The 17,045-nt window shown below is 58.0% G+C and carries 17 protein-coding genes and 1 pseudogene; 11 read left to right on the forward strand and 7 right to left on the reverse strand.

The annotated features are described in order from the left end of the window. The first annotated feature begins 258 nt into the window (after positions 1-258). Together groES and groL are read left to right on the forward strand one after the other, a co-directional pair. Positions 259-573: a co-chaperone GroES gene (gene groES / locus F2982_RS30145; protein WP_203431265.1), complete on the forward strand. Its 315-nt coding sequence runs from the start codon at positions 259-261 to the stop codon at positions 571-573. Positions 574-632: 59 nt separating this feature from the next. Continuing rightward, on the forward strand, positions 633-2,261 hold the full coding sequence (gene groL, locus F2982_RS30150) for a chaperonin GroEL (protein WP_112719010.1): 1,629 nt from the start codon (positions 633-635) through the stop codon (positions 2,259-2,261). A gap of 526 nt (positions 2,262-2,787) precedes the next feature. Here groL and F2982_RS30155 read toward each other — a convergent pair. Beyond that, positions 2,788-3,681 (reverse strand): LysR family transcriptional regulator, encoded by an 894-nt coding sequence (locus tag F2982_RS30155; RefSeq protein ID WP_203431266.1) that lies wholly within the window; start codon positions 3,679-3,681, stop codon positions 2,788-2,790. A gap of 101 nt (positions 3,682-3,782) precedes the next feature. Here F2982_RS30155 and F2982_RS30160 point away from each other — a divergent pair, with 101 nt between their 5' ends. The 5 genes from F2982_RS30160 (at position 3,783) to F2982_RS30180 (ending at position 7,238) form a co-directional block, all read left to right on the forward strand. Then, positions 3,783-4,652 (forward strand): NmrA family NAD(P)-binding protein, encoded by an 870-nt coding sequence (locus F2982_RS30160; RefSeq protein WP_203431267.1) that lies wholly within the window; start codon positions 3,783-3,785, stop codon positions 4,650-4,652. Between the two features lie 247 nt (positions 4,653-4,899). Further along, a complete protein-coding gene (locus F2982_RS30165) occupies positions 4,900-5,091 on the forward strand; it encodes a CsbD family protein (RefSeq protein ID WP_199629743.1) in 192 nt (63 codons plus the stop codon). Positions 5,092-5,884: 793 nt separating this feature from the next. Beyond that, positions 5,885-6,253 carry a hypothetical protein gene (locus F2982_RS30170; RefSeq protein WP_203431268.1) on the forward strand — a complete coding sequence of 123 codons (369 nt, stop codon included), beginning with the start codon at positions 5,885-5,887 and terminating at the stop codon, positions 6,251-6,253. A 210-nt stretch (positions 6,254-6,463) separates the two neighbouring features. Next, the gene (locus tag F2982_RS30175) at positions 6,464-6,781 is read left to right on the forward strand and encodes a hypothetical protein (protein ID WP_199629745.1); all 318 of its coding nucleotides are present in this window, start codon (positions 6,464-6,466) and stop codon (positions 6,779-6,781) included. Next, positions 6,771-7,238, forward strand: a complete 468-nt coding sequence (locus tag F2982_RS30180) for a hypothetical protein (RefSeq protein WP_203431269.1) — start codon at positions 6,771-6,773, stop codon at positions 7,236-7,238. The genes F2982_RS30175 and F2982_RS30180 overlap by 11 nt, the downstream gene beginning before the upstream one ends. Before the next feature lie 687 nt (positions 7,239-7,925). Here F2982_RS30180 and F2982_RS30185 read toward each other — a convergent pair. Then, entirely contained in the window at positions 7,926-9,707 is a 1,782-nt protein-coding gene (locus tag F2982_RS30185; protein WP_203431270.1) for a glycoside hydrolase family 15 protein, read from the reverse strand. Then, on the reverse strand, positions 9,707-10,606 hold the full coding sequence (locus tag F2982_RS30190; RefSeq protein WP_199629748.1) for an SDR family oxidoreductase: 900 nt from the start codon (positions 10,604-10,606) through the stop codon (positions 9,707-9,709). Before F2982_RS30190 ends, F2982_RS30185 begins: the two co-directional genes overlap by 1 nt. 170 nt (positions 10,607-10,776) lie before the next feature. On the opposite strand from F2982_RS30190, the gene F2982_RS30195 reads away from it, so the two are divergent. Then, positions 10,777-11,265, forward strand: coding sequence for a cupin (locus tag F2982_RS30195; protein ID WP_199629749.1), 489 nt, complete (start codon positions 10,777-10,779; stop codon positions 11,263-11,265). A gap of 148 nt (positions 11,266-11,413) precedes the next feature. Here the strand turns inward: F2982_RS30195 and F2982_RS31895 are convergent. Further along, a pseudogene (locus F2982_RS31895) lies at positions 11,414-11,506 on the reverse strand (SOS response-associated peptidase); the annotation flags it as partial. Between the two features lie 115 nt (positions 11,507-11,621). Between F2982_RS31895 and F2982_RS30200 the strand changes: the two are divergent. Further along, a complete protein-coding gene (locus tag F2982_RS30200; RefSeq protein ID WP_199629750.1) occupies positions 11,622-11,813 on the forward strand; it encodes a CsbD family protein in 192 nt (63 codons plus the stop codon). Between the two features lie 283 nt (positions 11,814-12,096). On the opposite strand, the gene F2982_RS30205 is transcribed toward F2982_RS30200, so the two are convergent. Next, positions 12,097-12,354: a hypothetical protein gene (locus F2982_RS30205; RefSeq protein WP_203431271.1), complete on the reverse strand. Its 258-nt coding sequence runs from the start codon at positions 12,352-12,354 to the stop codon at positions 12,097-12,099. A gap of 141 nt (positions 12,355-12,495) precedes the next feature. Then, positions 12,496-13,548 (reverse strand): DUF1932 domain-containing protein, encoded by a 1,053-nt coding sequence (locus tag F2982_RS30210; RefSeq protein WP_348652532.1) that lies wholly within the window; start codon positions 13,546-13,548, stop codon positions 12,496-12,498. Positions 13,549-14,164: 616 nt separating this feature from the next. On the opposite strand from F2982_RS30210, the gene F2982_RS30215 reads away from it, so the two are divergent. Then, entirely contained in the window at positions 14,165-14,380 is a 216-nt protein-coding gene (locus F2982_RS30215; RefSeq protein WP_148194572.1) for a hypothetical protein, read from the forward strand. Positions 14,381-15,880: 1,500 nt separating this feature from the next. Here F2982_RS30215 and F2982_RS30220 read toward each other — a convergent pair. Continuing rightward, positions 15,881-16,234, reverse strand: coding sequence for a hypothetical protein (locus tag F2982_RS30220; RefSeq protein ID WP_203431273.1), 354 nt, complete (start codon positions 16,232-16,234; stop codon positions 15,881-15,883). A gap of 83 nt (positions 16,235-16,317) precedes the next feature. Between F2982_RS30220 and F2982_RS30225 the strand changes: the two genes are divergently transcribed. Beyond that, a complete protein-coding gene (locus F2982_RS30225) occupies positions 16,318-16,695 on the forward strand; it encodes a hypothetical protein (RefSeq protein WP_112719030.1) in 378 nt (125 codons plus the stop codon). Positions 16,696-17,045: the final 350 nt, after the last annotated feature.

Genomic DNA, 17,045 nt, shown 5'->3' on the forward strand with positions numbered 1-17,045 from the left:
TTCTGCGTGATCATGGTGGCGCAAAACGGCGCCGCGATCAACGCACCTCACCCATAATCCATATTTTATCGTTAGATTTCATTTTGTTAGCAGCCACGTGGGGTGAGTGCTAATTTTTTGTCGCCACCTACTTGAAATCAAAAAATCTCGAAAATAAATTTTTCGCGCGAACGCTCGGGTTGAGGTTCGCACCCGCCCTGACTGTCATCCGGTCCGGTCCGGGTTCAACGTCATTATTTTTGCTCAATGGAGGAAAACATGTCGTTCCGACCGCTTCATGATCGCATTCTCGTGCGCCGCATCGAGAGCCAGGAAAAAACCAAAGGCGGCATCATCATACCCGATACCGCCAAGGAAAAACCCCAAGAGGGCGAGGTTGTTGCCGTCGGCGGCGGCGCGCGCAATGACGCGGGCGAGGTTCAGGCGCTCGACGTCAAGGCGGGTGATCGCATCCTGTTTGGCAAATGGTCGGGTACCGAGATCAAGATCAACGGCGAAGACCTGCTGATCATGAAGGAAAGCGACGTTCTTGGCGTTATCGAGGCCGAGGTCGAACAGAAGAAAGCCGCCTGACCGCTGGCTGTCAGGCGAACGATATCAGTCAAAAAGCTGCCTATTGAAGGAGTGAAGACATGGCTGCGAAAGAAGTCAAATTCAATACCGATGCCCGTGAGCGCATGTTGCGTGGGGTCGATATTCTTGCCAACGCCGTCAAGGTGACGCTCGGCCCTAAAGGTCGCAATGTGGTTATCGACAAGTCCTACGGCGCCCCGCGCATTACCAAGGACGGCGTTTCGGTGGCCAAGGAAATCGAGCTCGAAGACAAGTTCGAGAACATGGGCGCACAGATGTTGCGCGAGGTGGCGTCGAAGACCAATGATCTGGCCGGCGACGGCACGACCACAGCAACAGTGCTTGCGCAGGCAATCGTCAAGGAAGGCGCCAAGGCTGTGGCGTCGGGTTTGAACCCGATGGATCTCAAGCGCGGCATCGATCTTGCCGTCGACGCCGTGGTCAAGGAGCTGAAGGTCAACGCCCGCAAAATCACCAGCAATTCCGAAATCGCTCAGGTCGGCACCATTTCTGCGAACGGCGACGCCGAGATCGGCCAGTACCTCGCCGAGGCGATGGAGAAAGTCGGCAATGAGGGCGTCATTACCGTCGAGGAGGCCAAGACCGCCGAGACCGAGCTCGAAGTGGTCGAAGGCATGCAGTTCGATCGCGGTTACCTCAGCCCGTATTTCGTCACCAATCAGGACAAGATGCGCGTCGAGCTGGAGGATCCCTATATCCTCATCCATGAGAAGAAGCTCTCGAATCTACAGGCTCTCCTGCCAGTCCTGGAAGCGGTCGTTCAGTCCGGCAAACCGTTGCTGATCATTGCCGAAGACGTCGAAGGCGAGGCACTTGCGACACTCGTCGTCAACAAGCTGCGTGGCGGGCTCAAAATTGCTGCCGTCAAGGCGCCAGGCTTTGGCGATCGCCGCAAGGCGATGCTTGAAGACATTGCCATCCTCACAGGCGGCACTGTCATTTCCGAAGACCTCGGCATCAAGCTTGAAAACGTCACGCTCGACATGCTCGGCCGAGCCAAGAAGGTGGCGATCGAGAAGGAAAACACGACCATCATCGATGGCGTCGGCTCGAAGTCCGAGATCGATGGCCGCGTCGCCCAGATCCGCGCGCAGATCGAGGAGACGACATCCGATTACGACCGCGAAAAGCTGCAGGAGCGCCTGGCAAAACTCGCGGGTGGCGTCGCTGTCATCCGTGTCGGAGGCTCGACGGAGGTCGAGGTGAAGGAAAAGAAGGACCGAGTGGACGATGCCTTACATGCAACGCGCGCGGCGGTCGAGGAAGGCATTCTGCCCGGCGGCGGCGTTGCGCTGCTGCGCGCGGCAAAGGCGCTTGAGGGTCTGCCCACGGCCAACGACGATCAGCGGGTCGGGATTGACATCGTTCGCCGGGCGATCGAGGCCCCCGTACGGCAGATAGCCGAAAACGCCGGTGCCGAAGGCTCGATCGTGGTTGGCAAGCTGCGTGAAAAGAACGAGCCGTCGTTCGGTTGGAACGCTCAAACCGGCGAATATGGCGACCTTTACGCGCAAGGTGTCATCGACCCCGCCAAGGTTGTTCGCACCGCACTCCAGGATGCGGCTTCGGTTGCAGGACTTCTGGTAACAACAGAAGCGATGATCGCTGAAAAGCCCAGAAAGGAAGCCGCGCCTGCTCTGCCCGCCGGTGGCGGCATGGATTTCTAGTCTCCAAAGGCCAGCCCGCCCCTTCCCAGGGGCGGGTACTAGCGAGCGGTTGTCATGATAGAACCGATTTCAAGAGACGATGCACGTCTATGCGCCGGGGTGGTCAGGGAGGTCGTCCGTGCAAAGGGCATCGCAAATGACCCGGGTGCCGTTGCAAAGCTAACGGTTGCCGTCGCCCGACTTTTCAACAAAGGACTTCGCGAGCGCGATCAGCTCATGGCTGCGGCCATGGAAGCAGACCAAGCTGTATAGGGCAAAGCTCCGAGCCGGCAGCGCTAGCCGCCGGCTCGGGCACTGGTGGTACCGCCTGTCCGGATCGATCCCGAACGGGTTTACGTCATGCCCATCTCCCCGAACCGGAAATCGGCGCGCTTCTTCCTCGTCGGATACGCCGGCGCGGACCAATGTTAAAGCCGCTCGGCGCAATAGCGATAGCCGGCTGGCTTCTGCGACCGAGACGAGCCGCGCATCGTTTTCGCCAATATGGTGGTCGCCGAGCTCCTGAAACGCTCTTTACCCTTGTCGATCAGCAGTCGATGTAAGCCGAAAGCGCTTCCGGTGATCCGTCCGGAAACGCTTCCCTCAGGTGATCGAGGAACGCTGAGACGCGCGCGCTAAGCAGTCGTCTCGAAGGATAAAGAGCCCAAAGCCTGATATCCGATCCTTGCACATCGCCCCATAACGAGAGCCTCCCAGCGGCAATATCGCCACTTACCAGCGAAATCGGCAGGCGGGCAGCACCCACGCCCATTCGCACAGCATCGCGCACATTCAACAAAGACGTCAGTCCAAGGATCGGCTCCGCACCTATCGTAAATGCCGAACCGTTGCGGTTCACGTGCCAAGTATCAGGCGGCCCCGGCGGGCCGCGCACGACCACAGGCACGTTGGTGCCTTCCGGTGGCGCTTGCAGCGACAACGGCGCGACGATGACAAGCCGGTCGCGAAGGAAGGCCCTGCCGACGAGGGCGTTGTCCGCGTCCGGGTTTACCCGAATGACCAGATCATAGCCCTCCTCAACCATGTCCACTGCCCGGTCTTCAGTCGTGACGTCGAGCCGCACATCGGGATATTGCAGCGCAAAACTCGATGCCAGCTTTCCCATCGCCATCTGGGAAAACAGCAACGGAGCGCTGATCCGCAGCCTCCCGCGCGGTCGCTCGCCCCCAGCTGCAATTGCCGACGCCGTCTCGTCCAATTCCATGAGAAGTGCCCCGGCACGGTGGTGCAGTGCCCTCCCCTCCTCCGTGAGCTTCAGCGTCCTTGCACCGCGTTCAACAAGGCGCAGTCCGAGGCTGGCTTCGAGGTCGCTGACGCGTCGCGAGAGCGTTGCTTTGGGGCGTCCGGTCGCGCGCGCTGCGCGACCAAAACCGCCATGCCTGGCAACAAGAACGAAATCGGCAAGCCCGAGAAGATCCATCAGCTGTTCCACCTGCGAGACATTTGGTCCAAAATTCCCGTCTAGTGGGTCATCAGTGATCCATTCATATTCGGGTTGTCAACAACGCAAGGAGAACTTCCATGACAATCCTCGTAATCGGTGCAACGGGTCGTGTCGGTCGGCATGTCGTCAATCAGCTCGTGGCTCGCAAAGCCACCGTCAGGATTCTCACCCGTGACGCGTCAAAGGCCGACTTTCCAATGGAGGTCGAAGTCGCAGAAGGCGAGATTCTCGACCTCGACGCTCTTCGCAACGCTTTTAAGGGCGTGCGAACGTTGTTCCTCCTGAACGCGGTCACAGGCGACGAATTCACCCAGGCGATCATCACACTGAACATCGCCAGAGAAGCCGGTGTCGAACGCGTCGTCTATTTGTCGGTCTTCGACGCGCATCGCGCCGTCAATGTCCCGCACTTCGCGGTGAAGGCCGGCGCCGAGCAAATGTTGAAAGAGATGGGTTTCAGCGCGACGATCCTGCGCCCGAGCTACTTCATCGACAATGAGATCATGATCAAGGACGTTGTCATCAACCACAGCGTCTATCCAATGCCGATCGGGTCAAAGGGCGTTGCGATGGTCGACGCGCGCGATATCGCCGAGGTGGCAGCCATCGAACTCATCCGTCGCGACATGGCCACCGGCAAACTTCCACTGGTGACGATCAATCTGGTCGGACCGGACACGCTCACCGGCCAAAGTGTTGCCGATATCTGGTCCGACGTTCTCGGCCGGCCTATCGTCTACGGCGGCGACGACCCGAGCGGCTTCGAGCAGACCATGGCAACATTCATGCCGAAATGGACCGCCTATGAAATGCGGCTTATGGCCGAACGCTACGTGAGCCACGGCATGATCCCTGAACAAGGTGACGTGGAGCGGCTGATAACGATGCTCGGGCGACCGCTGCACGGCTATCGTGAGACGGCAACATCGCTGGCAGCCATGCATTGAGAGCTGATTGGGGGTCGGCCTGTCGAAATGCAGCGAAATAGCTGCATTTCGCCTGCTGGAGCGCAGCCGCAGTGACGCTCCGAACGACTGCCGGCAACCGCTGGCGCCTCAAGGCTCAAGCAATCAGCCGATCCAATGCAACTTGCGGCGCGCTTGCGGGTTTGGTGGCGTTTCTGGCAGCGTGGAACCAAACACCGCATGCGCCGTTTCTTGGCCGAGACGCTTATGTCTCTGAGGAGAATTTCAAATGGGTAGCACCAGCGACAAGATTTCTGGCAAGGCAAACGAACTGGCAGGCCAGGCCAAGCAGGCTGTTGGAAAAGCCATCAACGACAGGGAAATGCAGGCCAAGGGTCTTGCGCAGGAAGCCAACGGCGATGCGCAGCAGGCGAAGGGTCAGGCGAAGGATGCTGTGAAGAACATCGTCGATCGCGCCTGATTTTGAAGGCTCGAAGCGTTTAGAGGCGCGCCAAGTCGGCGCGCCTTTTTGTTGTCTACTTTTCAGTTGGATCGCGGCCCGCGAAGATCCCCGTCACAAAACGATAAGCGCAAGTGACCCAGAGCTTCCTCTCTATGCGGCAGCCTACGCTGACGACGGCCAGCGACACCCGCGGTTAGATGTGACAACCGCGATTGGAGCAGGAGGAAGTGCAAATTCAGGGTGTGTGATCGACCGCGATGCCGCATGCTTGCCGCGGAGACCGGCAGGGCTGGCCTCGCGTGCCTCAGCGGGGAACGCCATGTCGGCATCGACAGCCGGACTTACTACTTCATCGAGACGAGGCAGGTAGCTTGATCATCATCGCGAACCGTTGAACTTTGTTCGGCCCGCTGTCTTTCATCCTCTTTGACACGGAGTTCTGGCAGCCACCCTGCCAATATGCGTGAGGAGGCAGGGATGCGCCGCACTCCTGCTATCGAGTTCACCCGCTTGCTGAACTGCCACATCGCCTTTCGATCCTCCCAGATAATCTGTGACCCTTCCCGATCCCAACTGACGATCTGCGTGGCTTCCCTGCCCGAAGTGCCACACCGCCAGGTCAAGCTCGCGCAGCGCACCTGCTACCCTCGACAAAAGTTTAACCGTTGTCTCGGCTCACAAGATCGCCAGCCAAAGCTTTGTTTAGGTCGAGCACGAGATCGATATTGACTCTCGACGCCATCGGAACATAATAGGAACAATCTTGGCGATGCGGCCGCCTACCTCACAATTCGAACCACGGAGAACGAGCATGTTTGCGCGATCGATAGACCATGCCGCTGCACAGGATAACGGTGTCGATATGTATATGACACCCGCTGGCGAGGTGAGCGCAGCCGATGTCCACCCCGACCTCATTCGGATGGTTGGCACGCGTGCGATCAGCAGTCTGCGTTTTGCCGTGGCTTGCGCCTATGCGATGCCCGACGCTGGGCCGTATGGCGAAATAGAAGTGGCGATCGACGAAGCGGCTAAGCAGGCTTGCGGCGGCCACCGGCTTTATAACCCGGACCGGTTCTCGAAGGCAGCTTGGTTTCCGTGGCAAGGCGACATCGATGACGCTATCGGCGGCGCCTACGTTCGGATCAGAGCGCATCAGGCCAACCAGGAACCTATTTGATGTCTCATGTTATAAAAAATCCGCCAAGGCCGTCCGCTTCCGACGAGTCCGCCGCGGCTCACGCTTGGCTTGACGGCGACGCAATAGCAGCTATCCAGGCGCTGCTCGATAACTGTTGGCATCTGCGCATTCAATCGACCCTTGCGGGGGCCGCAACGGGCAAGGGCTTTGCTCGCTTGTCTGGGCCTGCCTGCGAGCACGGGGATTGACGTGCTCGACAAACCGCAACCTAAGACGCAGTTTCGCAAGGCTTTCGACGAATGGTGGAACGCCCAGACACCCGAATTCAGGGAACGCACGGACGTCCACGCAGCCTGGACCATCTTCCAGGCGGGCTACACGGCTGGCAAACGCAAAAACCTGAAGCGGTACATATTCCGGGTCGGCAAATTCCGGATCACTCGCTGGGCCGAAAGCGTTACCGCAGCCAAAGAGGAAGCGATCATCGAAGCTGACTACCGTGTTGCGATGAGAGGTGGAAAGCCCCCTGCCGGCGGCTGGCGCCTGGAGCGGCTCGGTGCCTCGTAATGGCGCCTACTGGCTGTCTGAATATGCCGGCCGGACCGTCGAGTTCCTTTGCATCAAATGCGAAAGGGCCGGCGCGGCATCGGCAGACGATCTTCTGGCCGAATCCGGTGATCAGAGCATGCCGAGCCTTCGTTACCATCTGGCTTCGCGGTTCGGCTGCACGCGCGGACCGAACGCGCCGATCAATGAGACCTGCAAGCTCTCGTATGCTGGAGCCGGCACAGTCCTGCTGAAGGAAGAGCCGAAGGCCGATGATGATAGGACGATCGGCGAGCTGGCAGAGTACAACACCATTTTTGCTCAGTGCTTGGCATGCAAACGCCGCAAGCCGGTGAGCCGCTGGGAGATCCAGCGAAGGTTCGGGAAGGATGTCACCATGGGAGCGCTCGCGAAAGCCATGCGCTGCAAGTGCGGAAAGAAAGGCGCGAGCCTTTACCTGGGGAATATGTCGCGATGAGCGACACCGGCAGACCCAGGCAGTAATCTGCGCCGAACAAGCGCTTCAGTTGCGGAGCCCGCCGCGCTCGAAAGCGGGGGTTCAGCGGGCTCCTACCGCAATGCGGCCAAACCAATAAGCAGCTAGTTGATGAGTCGTTCAAAACCGGAACCTTCCCTTCCACACTCGGACGACGACAGGCTTAAGGCGGCATAAATAGTGTACCGTTTAGGAATACCTGCCGCCGCGATGATGTAACTCGTCGGCTAAACAAGGCGGGATAGCCGGTGTTTGCTCGCTGCTCTGCTGACTATGCCATGAGCTACCCGGTCCGTTACCTTCCGCTTGCCAGGCTGCCCAAGTGCCGCCTGGTGCGCCGTCAATATCCAATTGAAGGCGCGCGAAATCACATAGGCCCTTTGGCTTAAGCCACCAATGGAACAATTTTCACGGTGGAAAGGTGTGCATGCTGAGGGCAAGGAACGTTACGCGACCCCTGCGGATGCGGTAGGACCCAGAAGATCCGAGGTGTTTTTCGGATCTTTGCTATCCTGTCGGGTAAATGGGTTGGTGGCTTTTACCAGGCTGTTGAGGAAATCAACGGTGGCAAGCTCGATGCGTCGCCCACAACCCGGGCTGTCATCGAAGCATTGATGCTAGCAGATCCGCAGTCAACAGTTTTCCGCCGCAAAGCCGGCTTGCCATTGGTCATCGATTTTCCTCAATGGAATAGATGGCATGTAGCAGTGCAAGGTGGCTGAGGCCCTGAGGCAGGTTTCCAAGCCCCGAGCCGGTCGCCGGATCGATCTCTTCGTTCAGAATGCCGAAATTATTTCCAAGCCTTTCGAGCAAGCGCTTGAGCAATTGCTCGGCATGATCGACCTCACCTAAGAAGGCATATGCTTCGACAAGCCAGCATGAGCAGGCAACAAAAGTCCCCTCCTCCTTCGCAGCGCCGCTGTAGCGGTAAACCAGCGGACCGACAGCCAGCTCTCGTTCGATTGCGGCCCGCGTACTCTTGAGGCGGTCGTCGTGCTCGAAACCGAAGCGGGTTGTCAGCAAGAGCGCCGCGTCGAGCCGATCGGTCCCGGCAAAAAATGTGTATGCCTGCTTCTCGCTGGACCAGCAGTTCTCGTCGATCCATTTGCGTATTTGATCGCTCACGCCAAGCCAGCGATCAGCGTCGCCCCTGATATGTCCTTCCCTGGCAAGCCAGGCCGCGTTCTTCAGCGCCAGCCAGCAGCCAATTTTGGAAAAGGTGTAGTGTTGCTGGTCCTCAAGCTCCCAAATACCGCAGTCCTGCTCGCGCCACCGTGTCAGGCATTGATCCGCCAAGCCTGCCATAAGCCCGGCTGCCTGCGGATCAAGGACATGGCCACATTTTGCAAACAGGGCTGCGGTTTCCAGGACATCGCCGTAACAGCTGAGCTGTGTCTGTGTTCTGGCCCTATTGCCCACCCTGACAGGCGATGACGCCTTGTACCCGGGGACGGCGACCGTTCGCTCGTCAGGCACTGCCTCGCCTGTCAATGTGTAGACGACCTTCGGTACCGGCCCATCGTCAGATATGGTACGGACCAACCAGCCAAAAGCACCGATGGGCTCCTCAAGTGATCCCGCACGCAGCAAAGCCTTGATCGTATAGGCAGCATCCCGCACCCACGCATATCGGTAATCATAGTTTTTGACGCCGCCAAACCGCTCAGGAAGTCCAGACGTCGCGGCTGCAGCGATAGCCCCAGTCTTGGAATAGACGAGAAATTTCAGGGATAGCGCACAGCGCACAAGGTCGCCTTTGAATGGGCCGTCATAGGCCAACTCGCTGGACCACCTTCGCCACTCGTCATCGCTGAGGTCAATCCGACGGTCGATATCCTTGAGGTTTGGTATGGCAAGAGGAGCTTGATCGGCCACGAGAAAAGCAACACATGTCGATGAACCGGCTGACGTCGTGTGGCAGGCAAGTGTTCGCTGATCCTCATCGACGATGATACCAACCTTATCATCGTGACAGAAGGTTGTTGTCAAATCCCCGATATACCGTATTGCTGCGTTCGGATGATCGGCGCGCCTTACCTGCCGCTCAGCGCATGTCGGCTCCAGCGTAATTTTGAATTCGACAGAACCCCTCAAACCTTCAATTCGACGAGCCAGTTCGCACCACGGCAGCCGTCCAGCGACACCGCTGTTCAGGGACTCGGTCAACCGGGCAGACCCGGTGTCGGTGATGAAGATCGTTTCCAGAACATTGCTGTCTTGCCGGTATTGCCGCTCGATGTGAAACTCTGCGGTCGGCGTGATGGTGAATTGACCGCCCGCTGGATCATGCAGACGGTTGAACAGCGGCGGGCAGTCCATGTCGGGGGCGCACCACCAGTCAATGGCGCCGTCAGCGCCGACAAGGGCAACTGAGCGACCACCTCCCACTGCAGCGTAGTGCTCCAGTGGGAGATAGCCGTCAATCCTGACTGGAACGAGGGTTCCCAGCATCAGGGTAGCGTATTGCCGCCGGTCACGCCAAAGCTCTCGCCCGTGATGTAGCTCGATTCCTGGGAGGCCAGGAAAACGTAGATTGGCGCACATTCGGCTGGCTGACCGGGACGTTTCATCGGGACCTCGCTGCCGAACGCCGTGATGACGTCCTGCGTTTGGCCTCCGGATGTCTGCAGCGGCGTCCAGAATGGACCAGGTGCCACGATGTTCACGCGGATCCCCTTTGGCAGAACCTGCTTGGACAGTGCCTTGCTGAACGCGACGATTGCCGACTTCGTCGGCGCGTAGTCGAGAAGTGTCGCAGACGGCTGGTAAGCTTGAATGGAAGCGGTATTGATGATCGATGAGCCTTCAGGCATGAGCGGGACAGCCGCCTTGCATATCCAGAACAGGGCGTAGACATTCGTCTTGAAGGTTTCATCGAATTGTTCGGTTGTCAGCTGCGAAATGTCGGCGATGGCTTTCTGGCGACCAGCCACATTGACCAGGAGATCGAGACCGCCCAGCTCGTCATTCGCTGTCTCAACAAGCTTTTTGCAGAACGCTTCGCGTTTGAGATCGCCAGGGATCGCGACTGCCTTTCGGCCTTCCGCCTCAATGAGCTTGATCACCTCCTCCGCGTCGCTCTGTTCTTCAGGCAGATAGTTTATGACGACGTCGGCTCCCTCACGGGCGAAGGCAATCGCGGCTGCCCGGCCGATCCCGGAGTCGCCACCAGTCACGAGTGCTTTGCGACCGTTCAGTCGACCGGTACCCTTATAGGATGTTTCACCGTGATCGGGCACAGGCTGCATCTTGCTCGCCAAGCCGGGTACTGGCTGTGGTTGCTCAGGAAATTTCGGCTGAGGATACTGCGTGAGCGGGTTCTGCATATTAAACTGGTCGGCGGAAGCCATTGATCATCTAACCTTTTTCATGAAGGAGAGATCAAAAGCTCCGTGATAGGAAGTTGTTCCCGAGCAGCGCAGAAAGGGCACTTAATTTCGGAACTGTTTCTGCTTTCGGTGGTTGGTCGAATGCGGGCTACGGCCGTTGCCGCCGCCCTATCCTCAACGGGCCAACTCCTATGAACATCGAGCACAAATCTTTTAGACCAAGTGACTGGGTCCCAAACAACACTCGGTTGCCAGTCCTGATCTACCGCCAGGCAATTTTCCATGCCACCTCGTCGGATTTCGAGGAGGCATTCGAGGAGAACGGCTGGACCGGTATCTGGCGCGATGGCGTGTTCGATTATCATCATTACCACTCGGGAGCGCATGAGGCGTTGGGCGTGGGGCGCGGTACAGCCAAGCTTCAACTCGGCGGACCTGGTGGCGAAATCATCGAACTCGCGACGGGAGATTGCCTTCTCCTACCAGCAGGAACGGGCCACAAGAAAATAGAGGCATCAAGCGACTTCGAGATCGTCGGAGCTTACCCTCCGCGCCAGCAGGCAGATATCCAGACGCAGGCACCGAGCGCCGAGCTGCTTGCGATCATTTCGTCGCTTTCAATACCAGGCAACGATCCGGTCGTTGGCGCGACCGGTGGCTTGAAAGAGTTTTGGCGATGATTTTTTCCTTTGCCAATGCCTGATCGCGCGGTTCGACGCTTTGGCAATTCCCAGTAAAGTGGCGCAATGTCCTTCGAGGATCTGGGGAGGGCACACGCTTGCTGTGCGCCCGCGCCTCTAGGTGTGTGGCCCCCAACATGTCACGGCATTGACGAACCAGCTCTACAGCGAGGCTGCCCGCCGGCAGCGGTCTGATAAGCTCGGCCTCCGGTTGCGAAAGGTCAAGCCAGGCCTGCCAATCGTGACGCCGATAGCGATATCGCTCAAGGCGCAATCAGGCGGTCGCGGCGGAACGAACTTTTCGGACAGAGGTTCACCCCTTCGAGGCAATCAAGTCTCTTGAGAGGAGTTTTCCGATGGGAAGCACAGCTGACAAGGTTTCCGGTAAAGCCAATGAACTGGCTGGCAAAGCCCGCCAAAGCGTGGGCGATGCAACCGATAACCGTGATATGAAGGCAAAGGGCATGGCGCAAGAAGCCAAGGGCGATGCTCAGCAGGCGAAAGGCCAGGCTAAGGACGCAGTAAAGAAGGTCGTCGATAAGGCATAACGCCTTCGGCAGGACATGGTGGTCCGCTGGTAGTGCTACCCCAGCGGGCCGGCTCTCATAGCCGCGCTTCCCTAGATTCTAGTGCCAGATCTCCGTCCTGACCCCCGTCTTCGTAAGCCCATGCCAGGGAACCCACAGCGTGTAGCAGACAGGCAGATATCTTCAGAACACATGCAGGCAGACTTTGAGGCCCCCGCTTTGTCGGAGGTGCGGCCCTCACTTGCAGCAGCATGGTTCCTGGACAAATTGTGAAATGCTGATGAGCGATCTTCCATCGCTGCAATCAGCTGGACTTCATCGCTTCCTCGGCAGCAAGCATTTCAGCGATGCTTGCTCCCTCGCGGGTCGTTGCTGGTCCGGGCGTGGTCGCAGCAATACGCAAGTCTTCCAACATCTGCGCAGCGAACGCTATAGCGTCGTCATCGCTGGAAACGCTGTCGGCTGACATGCGGACAGCCACAAGCTCGTTGCCCTCCCCATGAAACTCCACCGTGACAGTCGCCTCTGTCGTCCTGGCAACATTTGTCCGCACCAGATGCATTCCGAAATTCCCTCCACTTCATGGACGCGACCCCCGCAGCAGCCGCGCAGGTTAAATCTACCGACCACTACTTTGTTCCAACCGCGTTCTTAGAAGCAGGACACGCACCAAGCTGGCGCAGCCCGGCGAAAGCTGCAGCCTCTATCTCTTCGTCGTCCCCGGTATGCTCGTCACGATCGCCGATACCGGATCACTGGCAGGGAAGCTATCCTCGAGCCCCTCCTCCAGTTCGGCCTCCAATTCGACTTCGTCGTGACTTTCGCGAGCGCTTGGGACCGGCTCCAGACCTCTACTGCCTTCATCAAAGTTGCCATTGCTCAAGGCATCGTATCGGTTGAGGCTTCCTTCCGGTCGCTGGGCTAACATGCCGCTCAAAACGGCCGTTAGACCGTTGTTGCCGGCCTGGTCGTCCGCAACTTGCTGGAAGACACCTGCCATTCCAGCGAATATTTCGACAGCTGGCTCATCCGCTCCCAGAAACGCGCCAATTTCGTTCATTTCCGCAACCCAACGGTACGCTTTGGGATACATGTCAGGAATGCCGTGGCCGAGCTTCTCGACCAGCTGCCGCTGACTTTCGGATAGCTCCGCCATCAGGGCTTTGTCAGCTCCATTCCGAGCGGCTGCCAACAGCATCGCGGTGCCGAGGCCAATCAGGCCTTTGTTGATACCGGCGTAGCACATCTTGAGTGCCGATGCGGCACCGACATCGCGCTCAAGAAGACGCGCATCCAAGCCGAATTCGGTGAGAACCGCTACGGTCTCTCTTGCATCTCCGCTGATATAGAAGCGGGGGCCGGGTTTGCCTGCCTGTGGCGGACCACCGATAATGCAGGCGTCGAGAACTGTCGCAGCAGTGTCCTTAAAGACTTCAGAGACCTTTTCCATCGTTTGTGGAGAAACGGCATTGCAGTCAACGAATGTCGTAGAAGATTTGGATGAGCGAACCGCCGTCGCGACCTTGTCGGCCACCGCTAAAGCCTGAGACGGCGGGACAATCGACAAGATGATATCGGCGTCGACCAACGACATCAGGTCTTCCTCACGGATGCCAGCAACCGCAGCCCGATCCCGTGTCGCTGAACTGCGTCCTTCCAAGGTGGTACTGATTTCCGCTCCGGAGGACATAAGGGCTTCCGCGACAGCGCTACCCATAGCTCCCATTCCGATCACAGCGATTTTTGACATTAACATTTGCCTTTATGATATTGAAGTCGGAACTAGTGGCGACAAGCTCCGATGCAAGTTACCTTTGCCGAGATAGCCAGCAACGATGACCGTCACTTGGGAATTTTAAGCGCGAGACTCAGCAGACGATCTCGGCCGTGCGATCGCTAGACGCGACAGATGCTGTGGCGCTGATGGAACTCACCGGGATCAACACCTACGAGAAGATTGTTGAACTCATGGAGCAGTGCTATCCTAACATTCCGGGAATCGTCGTTCCCCCCGTCTCCTAGCAATTGAGCACGAAGATCAAGGGTTTGGTAGATGAATACAATGGCGCCAATGCAAGCGAGTCCGACCTGGATCGCTGGCCGCGGCCGTCCACTCGCACCTTGAGACGGGTAGCGAGTTTCGATACCACCTTGCCAGTTTTCTTGACGGTTTTTACATTGATCCCTCAAGTCGCCGGAGACGAGAGCGGCTCGTTGATACACCCGATTTAACGGTTGACCAGCGTTTTGACGCGCTGGTGAGAGCTATTGGGGAACACCTCTGCCGTAGGTGGAGGCTAGGACCGGCTCCGCTTTGGACCGACGCGCCGGAACGCTTCCTAAAGAAGCCATGGTTCCTTGGACAAGAGCGCATGAAGCCGTTTTACATTGCCGAAAGCCCCAGCGCTTACAGGCGCCGATTCATTTTCACGGAAATGGAGCCTCTTCGTCGGGCGCGCATGCCCCGCGACGCGATGTGGTGGCATGCGGAAGAGATCCGCACGGGTATGACACCGCTTCCAGAGGAGGTCGTGCTGACTGAACCTGTAGACGAAGAAACGGACCCGGCATACACAATGGCCATGTGAGGTCTGTCGTGTAGCCCATCTTTCCAAAACGTCGCTGTTGGTGGCAGTTGCTACTTGATCGCAATTTTCCTGTCCACTGCCGCACAAAGCTTTCCAACTTCGTAATGATGGGAATGCAGATCTTCCTCCTATTCGCGATATAAGGGCAAATCGGCTTCTGTACGGTTTTGAACAATCCCTCCCGAACAACTTTTCAGCGGTGTCGTTTCAGCGAGGTGAATTGGAGCCTCGCATGCCGGGAATACAGATCAACTCCTCTGTTCGTCTTATGTTGCTGTTGAATTCGATGAGTGACGTAGCGTTTCGCCCCCTCCCGCATAACGTCGGCATCAAAACGGTCATCCTCGCCGAGAAGGCAGGCCTCATTCAGCGGGAGGGTTCGCTTGGGCTACGTCCCCGCTGCAAGCTAACCCAAGCAGGCGCATCATATCGTCGCGAACGCGGATATCCGACGGGATAATGGCGGCCGGGTTTACATAGCCGCGACGCTATCGTGCTCTCCATGTCGCGGCAATCCCGCGATAGCCTCAAGGTGGCTCAATATAGATCCGTCATAGTGGCCTGCAGGAGGGACTCACACACAACTTGGTGGCCAAACGCGCACGCGATCATCGAGGCCAAGGCCATAATCAAGAAGCCTATGGCATTGGCAATGACCCTTCAGCCTTATCGCGGCCCAAACCCTATGGGTGTTCCACCTGCGGCCGCAATCACCAAGAAGATAACTGCAACGATTATCAGGGTGTACATATAGTCCTTGAGCTTTTCGAAGGGTTCATCGGGCATTCCGAAACTCCTAAGCTATCCAACGTCGACGGTATTGCACCAACCCTTGCGGGCGATCAAGGGGCTCACTCCCATGTCGTGAGGGAGCCAATGAGCTACATCACTGAAATCCAATGGACATGCCACATTCGTTTTGCTGTTGATGCCACTCCCGCCCTAATCCCGCCGGGCCGTCGACCAAAGCGTTCGAGCGTTTGCCGCCATTGTCGTACATTACGTCTCTTCCCCTGCCCGCATCGAACGCCAATCCAGGCCGCTGTAGCTGCCCACTGTATCTTGGAGGCGCCTGCGCAATACAGGGATCTGCCGGGGTTCTAGCTTGACGACAGCCTGTCGCGATCCGGTCGCTTACGCGGGGCGGCTGCTGGCAACGCCACGCAAATGCAGAGCTCGGTAGCCCATTTCTGGGGATTGGCTCGGCTCAACCAAGGCCTTAGGCTCCGCGGAAACCACCAATGGGCGAGACGAATGAACTCAGTTACGAGAACTTGCTGCACGCGCTCGCAAGCCGCGCGCAGCGTCCTGACACACAAGCTTGGCTATCTGTCGGTCGCGGCTTTGGCCGTTTTGATATGGGCGAGCGAGGATGTTCCGACTTCTCCCAAGGGTCAACTTGCTCAGAACGAGGCTGCGGTCCGCCAAAGATCGCAATGACCCGATCGCAGTGCGCGCCTCCCACGATGTTGCGAGCGCTACCTTTCGCGTATGTCGCACCTACAATATTGGGTCTTCAAGAATGTTTACCACCAGTGCTGGTCGATCATCGACATCTTTACGGGCTGGCCGCTCGATTTTGACGGCGTGCTGCTTAATACGCTCGAGGCCGAGGAGGCAGACAGGATGGCCGATGTCTTCAAAATCGGCGATTGTGCCCGCCGCGGCAATCTCCGATAACTGCATTGAAGCCTGAGCTCCCCCGACATGCACGCCATTTGGCACACCTCGCGGAGAGTTTAGCGTCTGATCGCAGCACTGCAGCAAACCCCTTCCCATATCGGATTCTTCTGCGAGCGGTAGCTCGGCGGCACATAGTCCTTCGGCCGCGAAATTTGGGGCAGCAGCCGCCATCCAATCCACTTCCAGTTCTATGCCGATCAGGCATTGAACAATGCCCGTGCGAGCACGATGTAAGTGGGGTCAGGAGCCACGTCATGCTTGTCATCATCTCAGCCGCGGTCATCACGCTCGTTGCCACTCTGGCCGCTCGATATCTGCTCGCGAAAACGCGGCTGACGGAAAAGTCGATCGACGCCGCAATCGCCCGGAGGCTCCATACGTCTCCGGTGCTGTCCGAGATGCGCGAACTGCGTGAACTCAATGGTGTGATGCGCAATATCTTGGCCGATCTCGTCGAAAACGAGGAACTGGCAGTGCGGAGACCGGACGATCATCGTTCGCCTGCGACCCGGACTCGATTGGTGGCAATGCGCGAAGCGCGCCGCCGGGAGATATATGGTGAGGCGATCCTTTTGCTTCGGCAGACCGCTCGAACCCGAACCGCGGAAAGCCCCGTTAGAGCAGCAGACTGAAGATGTTTGGGCGTGAAGAGCCCCCACCATATCTGAACCACCACCGTTCAAGTTGATGGTCGCGTCTTCAACTCCGAGGGCATGCGACCAGGGATCCCCGGTTGATATCTTTCGCGCACCGGGAACTCAAGTCGTCGTGTGTGCGTTTTCTCCGTCGTCTTTAGAGAGAGATCACATGTCCTCGGGTAGCAAAGCTCGCCACCATATGTACATCTTCGTGGCGATTATTTTCGCAGCAGCGCTCGCATTAGCGGGGACCTATGTCGTTATCGCAAAACCAGGTGAGGCCGCGAAGGAGCCTGTGTCCGAGGTTGTTAATCCGAACAGCTAGCCCGCGGCAGGAAGCCTGT

The organism is Rhizobium sp. BG4 (genome assembly GCF_016864575.1).
In the GTDB taxonomy this organism is placed as follows: Bacteria; Pseudomonadota; Alphaproteobacteria; order Rhizobiales; family Rhizobiaceae; genus Rhizobium.

Excerpts from the sequence above, each read along its gene's own strand:
- groES (WP_203431265.1), top strand. The coding sequence starts at position 259 with ATGTCGTTCCGACCGCTTCATGATCGCATTCTCGTGCGCCGCATCGAG.
- groL (WP_112719010.1), top strand. The coding sequence starts at position 633 with ATGGCTGCGAAAGAAGTCAAATTCAATACCGATGCCCGTGAGCGCATG.
- F2982_RS30155 (WP_203431266.1), bottom strand. The coding sequence starts at position 3,681 with ATGGATCTTCTCGGGCTTGCCGATTTCGTTCTTGTTGCCAGGCATGGC.
- F2982_RS30160 (WP_203431267.1), top strand. The coding sequence starts at position 3,783 with ATGACAATCCTCGTAATCGGTGCAACGGGTCGTGTCGGTCGGCATGTC.
- F2982_RS30165 (WP_199629743.1), top strand. The coding sequence starts at position 4,900 with ATGGGTAGCACCAGCGACAAGATTTCTGGCAAGGCAAACGAACTGGCA.
- F2982_RS30170 (WP_203431268.1), top strand. The coding sequence starts at position 5,885 with ATGTTTGCGCGATCGATAGACCATGCCGCTGCACAGGATAACGGTGTC.
- F2982_RS30185 (WP_203431270.1), bottom strand. The coding sequence starts at position 9,707 with ATGCTGGGAACCCTCGTTCCAGTCAGGATTGACGGCTATCTCCCACTG.
- F2982_RS30190 (WP_199629748.1), bottom strand. The coding sequence starts at position 10,606 with ATGGCTTCCGCCGACCAGTTTAATATGCAGAACCCGCTCACGCAGTAT.
- F2982_RS30195 (WP_199629749.1), top strand. The coding sequence starts at position 10,777 with ATGAACATCGAGCACAAATCTTTTAGACCAAGTGACTGGGTCCCAAAC.
- F2982_RS30200 (WP_199629750.1), top strand. The coding sequence starts at position 11,622 with ATGGGAAGCACAGCTGACAAGGTTTCCGGTAAAGCCAATGAACTGGCT.
- F2982_RS30205 (WP_203431271.1), bottom strand. The coding sequence starts at position 12,354 with ATGCATCTGGTGCGGACAAATGTTGCCAGGACGACAGAGGCGACTGTC.
- F2982_RS30210 (WP_348652532.1), bottom strand. The coding sequence starts at position 13,548 with ATGTTAATGTCAAAAATCGCTGTGATCGGAATGGGAGCTATGGGTAGC.
- F2982_RS30215 (WP_148194572.1), top strand. The coding sequence starts at position 14,165 with ATGAAGCCGTTTTACATTGCCGAAAGCCCCAGCGCTTACAGGCGCCGA.
- F2982_RS30220 (WP_203431273.1), bottom strand. The coding sequence starts at position 16,234 with ATGGCGGCTGCTGCCCCAAATTTCGCGGCCGAAGGACTATGTGCCGCC.
- F2982_RS30225 (WP_112719030.1), top strand. The coding sequence starts at position 16,318 with ATGCTTGTCATCATCTCAGCCGCGGTCATCACGCTCGTTGCCACTCTG.